The 12829-nt window shown below is 25.2% G+C and carries 12 protein-coding genes; 8 read left to right on the top strand and 4 right to left on the bottom strand.

Going from position 1 to position 12829, the window contains the following annotated elements; all coding sequences use genetic code 11:
* Positions 1–39: 39 nt before the first annotated feature.
* Positions 40–1461 carry an LTA synthase family protein gene (locus LPC13_RS07210; RefSeq protein WP_195245089.1) on the bottom strand — a complete coding sequence of 474 codons (1422 nt, stop codon included), beginning with the start codon at positions 1459–1461 and terminating at the stop codon, positions 40–42.
* Positions 1462–2059: 598 nt separating this feature from the next.
* On the opposite strand from LPC13_RS07210, the gene LPC13_RS07205 reads away from it, so the two are divergent.
* The 6 genes from LPC13_RS07205 to LPC13_RS17085 all read left to right on the top strand — a co-directional run bounded on the left by LPC13_RS07205 (position 2060) and on the right by LPC13_RS17085 (position 7911).
* Positions 2060–2287, top strand: coding sequence for a YgjV family protein (locus LPC13_RS07205; protein WP_005210666.1), 228 nt, complete (start codon positions 2060–2062; stop codon positions 2285–2287).
* 130 nt (positions 2288–2417) lie between these two features.
* A complete protein-coding gene (locus tag LPC13_RS07200) occupies positions 2418–3248 on the top strand; it encodes a mechanosensitive ion channel family protein (RefSeq protein ID WP_005210665.1) in 831 nt (276 codons plus the stop codon).
* 211 nt (positions 3249–3459) lie between these two features.
* On the top strand, positions 3460–5028 hold the full coding sequence (locus LPC13_RS07195) for a MutS-related protein (protein WP_040418612.1): 1569 nt from the start codon (positions 3460–3462) through the stop codon (positions 5026–5028).
* Positions 5029–5162: 134 nt separating this feature from the next.
* Entirely contained in the window at positions 5163–6209 is a 1047-nt protein-coding gene (locus tag LPC13_RS07190) for an SGNH/GDSL hydrolase family protein (RefSeq protein ID WP_040418598.1), read from the top strand.
* Between the two features lie 129 nt (positions 6210–6338).
* On the top strand, positions 6339–6845 hold the full coding sequence (locus tag LPC13_RS07185) for a hypothetical protein (protein ID WP_051040652.1): 507 nt from the start codon (positions 6339–6341) through the stop codon (positions 6843–6845).
* Positions 6846–6981: 136 nt separating this feature from the next.
* A complete protein-coding gene (locus LPC13_RS17085; RefSeq protein ID WP_005210661.1) occupies positions 6982–7911 on the top strand; it encodes an SPOR domain-containing protein in 930 nt (309 codons plus the stop codon).
* A gap of 455 nt (positions 7912–8366) precedes the next feature.
* On the opposite strand, the gene LPC13_RS07175 is transcribed toward LPC13_RS17085, so the two are convergent.
* Positions 8367–9104, bottom strand: coding sequence for an NAD-dependent protein deacylase (locus LPC13_RS07175; protein ID WP_005210659.1), 738 nt, complete (start codon positions 9102–9104; stop codon positions 8367–8369).
* 239 nt (positions 9105–9343) lie between these two features.
* Between LPC13_RS07175 and LPC13_RS07170 the strand changes: the two genes are divergently transcribed.
* Positions 9344–9550, top strand: coding sequence for a hypothetical protein (locus LPC13_RS07170; protein WP_005210657.1), 207 nt, complete (start codon positions 9344–9346; stop codon positions 9548–9550).
* A gap of 193 nt (positions 9551–9743) precedes the next feature.
* On the top strand, positions 9744–10217 hold the full coding sequence (locus LPC13_RS07165) for a peptidoglycan recognition protein family protein (protein ID WP_005210655.1): 474 nt from the start codon (positions 9744–9746) through the stop codon (positions 10215–10217).
* Between the two features lie 103 nt (positions 10218–10320).
* Here the strand turns inward: LPC13_RS07165 and aspD are convergent, their stop codons facing one another.
* Positions 10321–11949, bottom strand: a complete 1629-nt coding sequence (gene aspD, locus LPC13_RS07160) for an aspartate 4-decarboxylase (protein ID WP_195245411.1) — start codon at positions 11947–11949, stop codon at positions 10321–10323.
* A gap of 227 nt (positions 11950–12176) precedes the next feature.
* Entirely contained in the window at positions 12177–12827 is a 651-nt protein-coding gene (locus LPC13_RS07155) for an HD domain-containing protein (RefSeq protein WP_005210650.1), read from the bottom strand.
* Positions 12828–12829 lie beyond the last annotated feature (2 nt).

The raw sequence follows: 12829 nt of genomic DNA, 5'->3' as shown, positions 1-12829 counted from the left end.
CTATAATAATAATAGGACAAGTTTTCAATAATAAATGGATTAATGACTAAAATTTTCACCAAGAACTTTATCATAAGTTATTAAATCTAAAGTTTCATTTCTAGAATTATTGCTTTGAATACTTGGTGAATAAAGAGGGCATTCATTCATTAAGCTTTTCATTAATTCTAATAAAGGTGTATTTTTACCGTTAATTAAATCTGTTATTATATATGGAATATAAAATGCAGAAATAGTATCTATATCTGTATTAATAATATTGTTATCGTAATTATTCCAAATAATATATTTTTGAGTATAAATCAAATCAGCATTAAGATTATTTAAACCAAGCCTGTCATACACGTCATCATCAGGAGTAAAGAATGGAAAGTGGTCGCCAACAAAGACAAGAATAACATCTTCATCAAAATCCTTTAGCCAATTTGTAAATTCTCGTAATTCAGTGCTAGTCTCTTTAATTCCATCTAAATAGTATGATAATTGATCAGAATTATCACTTGTTTCACTATAATAGGGCTGATGATTTTGCATTGTTGTAGTAAATATATAGCTTGGACTAGAGTTTGTTTGTAAAACCGATTTAATTTGCTCAAATACACTTTTATCAGAAATATATCTTCTAAAGTTTTCAGTTTCAACAGTCATATTATCATCAAAATATAAATTATCAAATCCATATTCAGCATATAACGTATCTCTATCATAAAAAGTTTTACTAAAAGGATGAATATAAGTTGTATTATATCCTAAGCTCTTAAAATAACTTGGAAATGTGTCTATAGTATCTTGTTTTTTTAATAAATTTTGTGGTACTGATGGAGTATTAAGTGCGAATGTAGGTAACCCAAATAAAAGTTCAAATTCTGTTCTAGTGGTATATCCTCCAAAGGTTGGAACCACACAATTACCAACGTAGCCTTCATTTCCAACTTCATCAAAAGCACTATAAATTTCTGGATCTATATTTAATGAATCAAAAACTCTAAAATCACTAAAAGATTCAGACATTATAAATATAACATTTGGATTATTAGACTCATAACTATTAGTAGAATCAGAATTAGTATTTTTATTAATTATAGAATTAATAGTATTTTCGCTATAATTTTCAGGCATTTCTACTTCATCTAGTAAGTTTTCAGTAGTGGTTTTTGTTAAATAAGGTAAAAAACCAATATCATTAAATTGCTCATTACTTTCCAATATGTTTGTAGCAGTTGAATTTTCTATTTCAAATACAGAAAAAACATTAGCCGAAAGTGAGGTTGTAAATATAATAGTTACTAGTATTGCAATTAAAGCACTACCGCAAAGTCGTTTTTTTAATGAAAAATTAATAGAAAAATTAAATTTATAAGTTATAAAAATATATATAGCTAACAATAATAAGTTTATCACTAATGGATAAGTTATTTTTAGTGAGGCGAATTTACCCACATCACTTAAATTTTTTGTCATTAGTAAATCGCTTATAACTAAATGACTTCCACTAGTTTTATATTTAAAATATTCAACACAAGATAAAATATAAAATATGATTCCGTGAATAGATATTGCCAAGTAAGATTTTTTAAAAATAAATAAAACTATAACTAATAAAATGGACATTATAAGTATATTAAAAAGAAAAATATTAGGTTTAGTTAATAAAAAGTTTAATGTACTAATAAAATTTTGGCAAATATTATATTCAAGCAGTACTGATATAAAAATTGGATAAAATAAAATTAATAAATATTTATATTTATTTGTTAAATTTAACTTCATTTGTTTTATGACTCCTTAAAAATTTATAAAATTTATAAGTTTATTATATACTTAAAAGTATTTTTTTGTATGTATTTTAAGAGAATATTAAAGTAATTTTAATAAAATTTGTAATTAAATAAGTGAGTATGAAAAAATACCAATAAACCCCATGAGTTTAACTGTATGAATAAAAGTAACATTTTATAGATTAGATAATATAATTTATCTTTTATAACTGTAATAAACCTTAAGCTAAGGAGGAAAAATAAAAAAGAACTTATTTTTATAAAAAGAAGGAGTGTAGTATATGTTTGGTATACCGTTTATTGAATGGGTAGGATATGCAGCGTCAATAATGATTGCTATATCACTTATTATGACAGATATGGTTAAATTAAGAATAATAAATTCTATTGGGTGTGTATTATTTGCTATATATGGATTTGTTGTAAAGGCTTATCCAGTTGGAATAATAAATACATTTATTTTTATTGTAAATATGTATTATTTATATAAAGCTTATAACAATAAATAAATTTAAAAGTATTTGTAATAAAACAAAAAATATATACTTTAATAATGAGGCAATTTATAAACTAGTATTTACAAAAAAAATTTTAAATATATAATATACATAGTAAATAAAGTGTAGAGGAGAGATTGCTATGAATATGTCATTAGAAAAGTATATAGAAAATATTATTACTTGGGCAAGCACTAAAGGTATAAAGCTAATAATAGGAATACTAATGCTTTATATTGGATGGAAAATTGTTAATAAATTAGTAAAGATAATGAATAGAACTTTGCAAAGAAGAAATGTTGATGCAACCTTAAGTTCATTCTTAGACACTTTTGTTGAAATTGCTTTAAAGATAATTGTTGTAGTTATTTTTATGGGTTATGTAGGAATAGACACGGCAGGAATTGCAGCATTGGTAGCTTCTGCAGGGGTTGCTATAGGTTTAGCTTTACAAGGAAGCCTTTCAAACTTTGCTGGTGGAGTAATAATATTATTAATAAGACCTTTTAATGTTGGTGATTATGTTGAAGGATCAGGTCATTCAGGAACTATTGAAAAGATAGGAATATTCTATACTCATATGACTACTGTAGATAATAAATTGATACTTATTCCAAATGGGAATTTAGCAAATGGAAGTATAGTAAATTATTCGGCTAAGGAATTAAGAAGAGTTGATTTAACTTTTGGTGTTGGATATGAAGAAGATATAATTAAAGTTAAAAGAGTTTTAAGCAATATAATAGAAGCCCATGAGTCTATATTAAAAACACCAGAACCTTTTATAGCTCTTTCTGCTCATGGTGATAGTGCTGTAAATTTTGTTGTAAGAGTTTGGTGTAATAATAAGGATTATTGGAAGATTTATTTTGATTTATTAGAACAAGTTAAATTAAAATTTGATGAAGAGAATATTAGTATTCCATATCCTCAAATGGATTTACATATAAAAAGAAATATATTAAGTGAATAACAAATAAAGAGGCTGTTTTAAAGTTTTACTTATGTTTAGTGAATTTATGAAATAAGTTTAAGTGTTTTATAATTTGGACATAATGTTTAATTTTAAAATAGCCTCTTATATAATTTTATCTATTATTAAAAGACAATAGTAGTGTATAATATTTAAGAGTCAATAATTAAATTTTATATAAGGAAAAGGAGAAAAGAAGATGGGGAGCTTAATGGATGAAATCATGGGATTATATGATTCTATGAAAAATGATTTTGCAGAAGAAAGAAAGAAAAAAAGAAACTTTAAAAATATTAGAACTTACTTTGATATGGAAGAAAGTGATGGATACACAATAGATGACCAAACTTGGGATGATTTCAATATGAATGATTTATTTAGTAAGTTAGATAGAACTTATAGTAGTGTTGGTGAATCTATTTTATATAAAATTCTAAGAAATCCTCTTCATAATAGAAAGAAGCTTAAGGAAAGAGATGAATTTATAGAAGGTTTAAGAAAAGATAGTGATTTAAGAACTAAATTACAAATGATCTATTTTAGATTAGGTTACGATAAAAAAAATACATTTTTAGATATGATAATGGAATCTCTAGAAGAGAATAAAATGAAATATTATATGTATATATTTTTTGGAAGAGTTGCAACTATTGGTACTTTAGTAGCGTCAATTTTATTTAATGAGCCTAAGTTACTTTTAGCAACATTTATTTTAATCTGGGTAAATGTTTTTATTAATGATAAAGAAAGAAAAAATGTTAAATCACAAGGATTATTATATTTAAGAAATATTATAGTTTCTGCCAAGAAGATTCAAAAGATAAAAAATCCAATGATTAAAGAGTATAATGAAAAAATTACAGAGATATTAAAAGAACTTAAAAGTTTAGATAAAGCAACTAAACCAATTGAAATTGCTAATGCTGGTGGTGGTGCATTAGAAGTTTTTACTATTCCATTTTTATTAGAGGAAACAGCATTTTATAAAATAGCAAGCTTATTAGAAGAGAAAAGAGAATACATATTAGATTTGTATTACTTATTAGGTGAATTAGAAAGTTATATTTCTATAGCTTCCTATAAAGAACAATTAAAAGGAAATTATAGTAAGCCAAATTTTGTAGATGATATAAATATTAATATTGTTGAAGGTGTACATCCATTAGTAAATAATGCAGTACCTAATTCTATTAATTTCTCAAAAAGAGGAATAGTTTTAACTGGAACAAATATGTCAGGTAAATCAACATTTTTAAGAATGATTGGACTTAATATGATTTTAGCTCAAACATTTAATTTTACATTAACTAAAAAATATGAAGCATGCTTCTTTAATATAGTATCATCTATAAGTCCAAGTGATGATGTAACGGCAGGAAAGAGCTATTACATGGCAGAAGCAGAAGCATTACTTAGAATAATAAATGCTCTTGATTTAGAATTGCCAGTATTCTGTCCAATTGATGAAATATTTAGAGGAACAAACCCTATAGAAAGAATATCGTCATCAGCAGAAATATTAACTTATATTAATAGCAAAAAAAGTATATCTATAGTAGCAACTCATGATAGAGAACTTACTGAAATATTGAAAGAAAATTATGATTTCTTCTATTTTAGTGAAAAGGTAGATAGTAAAGGCTTAAATTTTGATTATAAGCTTAAAAAAGGAGTATCAAAAACTCGTAATGCAATAAAATTATTAGATCATATTGGATATCCTAAAGAGATAATTAAAAAGTCATATAATAGGGCTGAAACTTTAGAAAAATATATGTAAAAACGTTTGCCTAAAAAATAAGAAATAAGTAATAATATGTAGATAAAAAATGTGTTTAAAATTTCAATAATACCTATTTTTTGAAAAAAACAGTTGTATAATTAATTTAGGGAAATATTGGAGGTATGGGTATTATGAAATTAAGAAAAAAGGTCACAGTTTTATTTGTATTAAGCTTTTGCATAGTTTTTATGGCTTTTATAGTACATGGTTATAATATTCAAGCTAAAAAAAATGAATATATAGATAGTATTAAAAAGTATATTGTAATAGGTGATTCAATATCAGAAGATACAGATGATGTATTTAATATAAATTATAATAATTTAATATATAAATTCTTAAAATCTTTAAATAGTAATTTAGAGTATGAAAATTTAAGTACAACTAATACAGATATAAATGATTTAAATAGAAGTGTTAATGAAAATAAGGATAAGATACGACAAGCTGATTTAATAGTATTAAATATGGGGGAAGAAATTATTATAAATTCCATTAATGATAATTTAAAGAATAAAGAAGATTTAAATTATTATGATGATAATGAAAGTAATATAAGTAATAATGTAAATACTGTAACTTTAGAAGAGGATTTGTCAAAGGAAGTAGAAATTTTTAAAGAGGAATTTTTAAAAACAATATTAAATATAAAAGAATTATCACCACAATCAGAAATATATGTTAATAATATATATAATCCTCTTAATGATAATGAAGAATTGTATTACTTTTTTGAAAATAAAATAGAGGAAATTAATAGTGTGATTTATCAAGGATATGATGACGGATTATATAAAATTATAGATGTGTATAAAATTTTTAAAGACAATAATGCTTATAGTTTAAATTATGATTTAGAAAAGATTCAGGTTACCGTAAATAACAACGGTCATGCAATTTTAGCAAGTGAAGTCATTAAGAATTATGAGCAATATGTTAAATTAGATGTAAATAAAATTAAAAAAGAATCTAATGAAATAGTAGGTAAAACAATTCCTGACTCAAAAGTAATTGCTTTAAGTAAAAATGGTATCATTGGAACTGCTGAAGTTGAGAAAAATGGTAATTTTCACATTGATATCCCACAATTAAATAGTGGAAGTGAAATAGACTTATTAATATATGATAAAGATTTATTTTCAATACTTTATACAAGTAAAAGTATAATGGTTAAATAACAAAATTATCCTCATAAACCTAATATTTAACTGAGATTGTATAAAATAATTTTCTACCAATAAGGAAATACTAAGTGTGAATACTTAGGAGGAAAGTAAATACTAAAAATAATATTGGAGGAAAAACAAATGAAAAAAAAAGTTGTATCATTATTAATATGTTCTGCATTAATGATGGTTGAAGGCGCAAATGCCTATGCTAGTACTTTAAGTGTTGAACCAGAAAACTCAACAAATAAAACTACTATTGAAGAGCCTTCTAAAAAATCAGAAGAAAAGGTAAAAAACACTTCAGAAGAAGTACCAGAGAAAAAAGAAGATAGTAAAGTAAAGACAACTTCTAAGGAACCATCAGAAAGTAAAAATGAAGAAAAAACTGAAAAAACAAGTAATCCTTGCAAGAAAAAAGAAAAAGAAGATAAAAAGAAAAAAGATAAAAAATGTAAGGATGATGTAAAGAAAGAAGATAAGAAAAAAGAAGATAAAAAAGATACTGACAAATGTAAGGACAAGAAAAAGAAAGAAGAGATAAAGAAAGAAGAAGTTAAGCCAGAAAATAAGTGTAAAAATCCTTGTGGCAGAGATGAAGCAGACAAAGATAAAATAGATAATTCAACAGAAAAATCAGAATCTTAAAGAAATTATAAATAGATAATAAAAATAGGACTATATACATAGTCCTATTTTTATTTTAATAATTAGTAAATAGTAACTGATATATTAAATTTTCATATATTGATTACGAAGTTGAATATATTAGGAGGTTTATGGGGTGAAAAGTGGGAGGTTAAAGGGGATAACAAAAGTTATTTTTATATGTATTTTTGCTATATCAATATGCTCTATATCGCCAACAAATGTCCAAGCTAATAGTGGGGGTAAAGGAGTAAATATTTTAGTAGCTAATAGTACATCAGAAGAAATCTTTTATAGAGTAATAGTAGGAAGTTTTAAGAATATATCAAATGCTAAGAAAATGGTTACTACTATGGAAGGTTTAGGATTAGATGCATTTATAAGTGAAGAAAATATTAATGGGCAAAATTTAAATAGGGTAGTTGTAGGTAGTTTTAGCCAACGTAAAAATGCAGAGAGTATGGTAAGTGATTTAGAAGATATGGGATATGATGCATTTATAGATACTTTTATTAAGTATTCAGATAAGGATAATTCTAGTATAAATAATTCAAATGATAAGACTATTTATTATGCTGTTATTGCAGGTAGCTTTAATAATATAGAAAATGCCAATGAAAGATTAAAAGAATTACAAGATGATGGTTTTGAGTGTTACATTAGTACAGATTTAATAGATGGTAAGGTTTATAATAGAATTATAACTGGAAGCTTTACAAATAAGAAAAATGCTCAAAACAAAGTTAATGAATTGGTTAAAGAAGGATATGAGGCATTTATAGATGTTTATGAGGAAAATAATAAAGTAACGTCTCCAAATAAAAAAGAAACAACTTATTATACAGTAGTTGTAGGCAGTTTTAAAGAATATAAAAATGCTGAAAATATAGTTCATGAGTTAAACGAAAAAGGTATAGATTCATATGTAAGTCCTACTAATATAAATGGTGAGATAATTAATAGAGTGATAGCAGGAAGCTTTATTAATAAAGAAAATGCAAATAATATGATAAATACTTTAAAGTTAAATGGATACGAAGCTTTTATAGACGTATATATTCAATAAAACTTTGATATATATATTGAAAAATATACAAATGCGAAATAATATTCGGATTGGTTGATAAAATTGTATTAAAAAATAGAAAAAAATAAGTAGCTGAAGATTTTACAGTAGATAATTTCATTAAACTTCAAACAAAGGCTGGTAAAGCAACATTTGCTGCATTTGTTCCAGTTAATAAACAAGTAGAAATCAATACTGCTTGGGGGGATGTTCTTATAGCTAATAGACCAGAAGTTGAACATGGAGCTGGAGATTATATTGTATGTGATGCAGATGAAAATGGACAACCCAATTTTGAAGATGTTTGGGTTGTAAATAGAAAGGTTTTTGAGACAACATATGATATGGGGGCTTTTAAATAATAATTAGATTTTAATATACAATAAAGATAGGTATGTCAATAAATGGAGTTGATTTATTGACATACCTATTTTAAATTAAGCAATATAATAATTTTAAATAGTATTAATAGCCTTATCTAATACTTTTCCTATAGAATCATTAATAACTAAATCAGCTTTACTATCAGCAGAAGTAGAAGTTTTATTGATAAGTACTAAATTTTTACCTCTAAAGTAATCAATAAGACCAGCAGCTGGGTAAACAACAAGAGAAGTTCCACCTATAATTAAAGTATCAGCATTAGCAATTGCATTAACTGCCCCTCTAATAGTATTATCATCTAATCCTTCTTCATAAAGAACTACATCAGGTTTAACTCTTCCACCACATTTAGTACAAGTAGGCACGCCTTTTGATTCTAGGATAAACTTTTCATCATAAAAAGCATGACATTTTACGCAATAATTTCTTAAAACAGAACCATGAAGCTCAAAAACATTTTTACTACCAGCAGCTTGATGTAATCCGTCTATATTTTGAGTTATAACAGCTTTTAATTTGCCCATTTTTTCAAGTTTAGCAAGTGCAAGATGGGCTTTGTTAGGTTTTGCTTCTGGATAGATAAGCTTAGCTTTATAAAAATTAAAAAATTCTTCAGGATAACGTATATAAAAGCTATGAGATACTAATTGTTCTGGGGTAAATGTTATATTAAGTTTCTCATTAAATAATCCATTAGAACTCCTAAAGTCAGGAATTCCACTTTCAGTTGATACACCAGCTCCTCCAAAGAATACAATATTATTACTTTCTTTAAGTATTTGACTTAATTTTTCTATTTCAGTACTCATAATAAAATCATCTCCGTATTTATTTTATGATTTTATTATTGCACAAATAAATAGAAAAATAAAATAAGATTAATAAGGGTTAAATTAATGGATATTGAATAATTAATAGATAACTAAGATTAAAACTATTCTTAGAGGAATAGGGCAATGTAGATTTTATATAGTAATAAATAATTTAATGAAAGAGTATTAGGTTTATTGTTTTTAAACATACTAAATCAATAAAGGAGAATGATGTTATGAAAATAAAGATGGTATGTGATAGAGATAATGAAACAAAGGATATTGAACTTCCAATGGATGAAAGTGAACTTCTAAAAATTCAAGGTCAGGTGTTAGATAGAGATACAATTGGATATATAGAAGGAATAGATGTGAATTATTATGATGAAAGTGGTAATAAAATTGATAATATTTTTTTATTAAATAGACAACTACAAGGATAATAAGAAAATCTTTAATAAGAAAGGAATTAGTTAAAGAAGTAATTAATTCTTTTTATTAGTCATTGAATTATCTTTATAGTTATTTATAGAATTATTATAGTTTAAAATTTATTAATATTACTATGGATTATTTGTGTAATAAAGTGGATAATTTAAATTATAAAATATATAATTCAATTGGGGTGACTATATAATGGAAATTAATATAAAAAAAGTAGATCTAAAATTTAATGAAGAACTAATACCGTTAAACCATATTGAGAATATAATAATTCACCATACACATAATCCAAAGCTTACAGTAAAAAGTACTCATGAAATGCATATAGAAAGATTTAAATGGGCTGGCATAGGATACAATTATTTTATTGAAAAAGATGGAGAAATATTTGAAGGAAGAGGCATGTATGTAGGAGCACATGCAAAATTACATAATCATAATTCAATTGGAATTGCACTTGCAGGAAATTTTGATGAAACAAAGCCATTAAAGGAGCAAATGGATGCTTTAATAAATATTACTTTGTATTTTATGAAAAAGTATGATATTGAAACTAAAAAGGTTTTAGGGCATAGAGAACTTGAGGGAGTTACTAAAACTTGTCCAGGTAAGCTTTTTAGTATGGATGAATTTAGATTAGAGTTGCAAAAAAGAATTAATAAATAAGCTTTAATAAGATAAAGAATAAGTTATTTTATATTTATAATAAAAGAGCAAATTAATAAATATCTATTAATTTGCTCTTTTTATTTTGGATTAATTTAGAGGATTACTGTTCTTGTGAACTTAACTCAAATTCATTAACAAGATTATTGAATATTTTTCTAAGTGTTTGACCTATAAGTATATAGGCTTCATCATTAAGATTTGCAAGTGAAACTCTTAATCCCCATCTACAAGAAGCAAAACCATCACCGTTTAATAATATAGTTGAATGATTTTTAGCTAAATCATAAAGAATATCGAATGGAGTATGAGATTTTTCAATAAAATCTGAAAGCTCTTGTCCATATTCAACTCTTGCCCAATCTAAAATATTAATTTCTGTATAATAAGAAGCGTAGTTAGGATCATTAAAAACTTCAAGTTCTAATCCATCACACAATAGCTTTTTACGCCTCTTACAAATATCTATAGTTAAATTTTTATATGTATTATCACTATCTATTAATGTAAATGCACAGAAAAATGCCATTTGTACTTGTTGAGGAGTAGAAAGTCCAGCAGTATGATTTAAAGCAACTTGTCTACTATCAGCAACTAATCTATCCATAAATGGAAGTTTTTCGGGTTCTGAAGAAAGATGGCAATATCTTAAATTTAAAGTTTCTTTATGAGATTTTGGTAATTCGCTTATTAGCTTATTGTATATATTATTTTCATTAAGCATTACAGCACCAAGTCTCCAACCAGTTACTCCAAAATATTTTGATAATGAATAAACACCTATTGTATTATAAGGTAAATCACTAATGACAGATCTAAAGTTATTAACAAAAGTACAATAAACATCATCAGTTATAATCATTAAATTAGGATTATAGTTATTTACTATGTCAATTAAGTTTTCTTTACATTCATCATTTAATGCTATTGAAGCAGGATTGTTTGGGTTAACTATAAAGACTGCTTTTATAGAGGTATCTTTAAGCTTATCTAATTCCTCTCTTGGATATTGATAAGTTGGAATTCCATTTTCATCAACTTCACTAGCATGAATATTTATAACTTCAAAATTATAGGTTGGTAAGTGTGGTATTTCTAAATATGGAGTAAATATAGGTGTCATTAAAGCTATTTTATCACCTTTATTTAAAAGATTATTTTTTGCTAGAGAATCAAAGATATAGCACATTGCTGCAGTACCACCTTCAACTCCAAAGACATCAAAATTGCTTTCAAATTTTTTATCTCCACATAATTCTTTTAATAGATATTTATTTACTACTTTTTCAATATGTACAAGCATTCTATCGGGAACAGGGTAGTTATCTCCAATTATTCCATCAACTAATTCAAAAATCCACTCATCTGCATCAAAAGCAAGTGTATTAACACCATAGTGATAAAGTTCTCTAATTAAATCTACTCCAGGTAAAAGGGGATTATCATTTAAGTAATTTAACAATCTTTTAGCTATACCATCTTTTTGTGGCATACCTGCTAAATCACCAATACAAAGAGTTCTTTGTGTTTCTAATACTGCAAATTGTCCGAAAGTAAAAAATGCTTGTCTAGGAGTTGCAGCTGTCCAGTTAGGATTGCCTCTTCCAGCATCTAATATGACATTACTTTTATTTAGCTTGGCTAATTTAATTAATTTATCTTTAAATTCAAATGGACTTACTTTTCCGTATATTTTTCGTAATTCTTCTTTGGTTAAATCTTTATTCAAAATGAAGCTCTCCTTTCAAGATGTTTAACTATTGAAACATTTCTTGCAAGTATTAATTTTATAACAAAAATGAAAAAAATAAAACAGAAAAAATAAGTTTTAATAATATGGCAAATTTTATATAAAAAAGTATCTATAAAATTATATTATTTCAAAAAAATAGTTGCTTTTATGTAAATATATCAATAAAAACTAATTAAATATAATACAATGGTATAATTGAAGTGAATTTAATAATTAAAGTTCCACTCAGAGTAGAATTCTTTTAGGAAGTTCTCCATAAATTTATGTCTTTTTTCTGCAATAATTTTTGCTGAATCAGTATTCATTAAATCCTTTAATTTAAGTAGTTTTTCATAAAAATGATTTATTGTATGATTTTCAGCATTTTTAACTTCTTCTAATGATGTAAAATTAATTGGCGCTATATTAGGATCATAAATTGGTCTATTTTTACTTCCACCATAAGCAAAAGTTCTGGCAATTCCAATGGCACCAATAGCATCAAGTCTATCAGCATCTTGCACTATCATTCCTTCTATAGTATTTTGAGTTGAATTAACTACGCCACCTTTAAAAGACATAGTTTTTATAATAGTAATTATTTTATTAATTGATTCTTTATCAACATTCACTGAATTTAAAAATTCTTCTGTTATAGTAGTATTTGTTTTAGTACCATTTGAAAATTTCCAATCATCAATATCATGAAGTAAAGCGGTCATTTCAACTATAAAATTATCAGCTTTTTCTTCGTTAGCTAAAAATCTTGATAAATTATAAACTCTTTCTATATGAAACCAGTCATGACCACTACCTTCACCATATAACTTGTTTTTTACAAATTCCTTTGTTTTTTCTATAATTAAATCTTTATCCATAA

The organism is Clostridium celatum (assembly GCF_021412605.1).
GTDB lineage: Bacteria > Bacillota > Clostridia > Clostridiales > Clostridiaceae > Clostridium > Clostridium celatum.
Note: the sequence above shows the minus strand (reverse complement) of the source record. Positions and strands in the feature narration are given on the sequence as shown.

What these genes read in the sequence shown, in the direction of transcription:
- LPC13_RS07185 (WP_051040652.1), top strand. Translation starts at nt 6,339, where the DNA reads ATGAAAAAAAAAGTTGTATCATTATTAATATGTTCTGCATTAATGATG.
- LPC13_RS07205 (WP_005210666.1), top strand. Translation starts at nt 2,060, where the DNA reads ATGTTTGGTATACCGTTTATTGAATGGGTAGGATATGCAGCGTCAATA.
- LPC13_RS07175 (WP_005210659.1), bottom strand. Translation starts at nt 9,104, where the DNA reads ATGAGTACTGAAATAGAAAAATTAAGTCAAATACTTAAAGAAAGTAAT.
- LPC13_RS07190 (WP_040418598.1), top strand. Translation starts at nt 5,163, where the DNA reads ATGAAATTAAGAAAAAAGGTCACAGTTTTATTTGTATTAAGCTTTTGC.
- LPC13_RS07155 (WP_005210650.1), bottom strand. Translation starts at nt 12,827, where the DNA reads ATGGATAAAGATTTAATTATAGAAAAAACAAAGGAATTTGTAAAAAAC.
- LPC13_RS07165 (WP_005210655.1), top strand. Translation starts at nt 9,744, where the DNA reads ATGGAAATTAATATAAAAAAAGTAGATCTAAAATTTAATGAAGAACTA.
- LPC13_RS07195 (WP_040418612.1), top strand. Translation starts at nt 3,460, where the DNA reads ATGGATGAAATCATGGGATTATATGATTCTATGAAAAATGATTTTGCA.
- LPC13_RS07210 (WP_195245089.1), bottom strand. Translation starts at nt 1,461, where the DNA reads ATGACAAAAAATTTAAGTGATGTGGGTAAATTCGCCTCACTAAAAATA.
- LPC13_RS07200 (WP_005210665.1), top strand. Translation starts at nt 2,418, where the DNA reads ATGAATATGTCATTAGAAAAGTATATAGAAAATATTATTACTTGGGCA.
- LPC13_RS07170 (WP_005210657.1), top strand. Translation starts at nt 9,344, where the DNA reads ATGAAAATAAAGATGGTATGTGATAGAGATAATGAAACAAAGGATATT.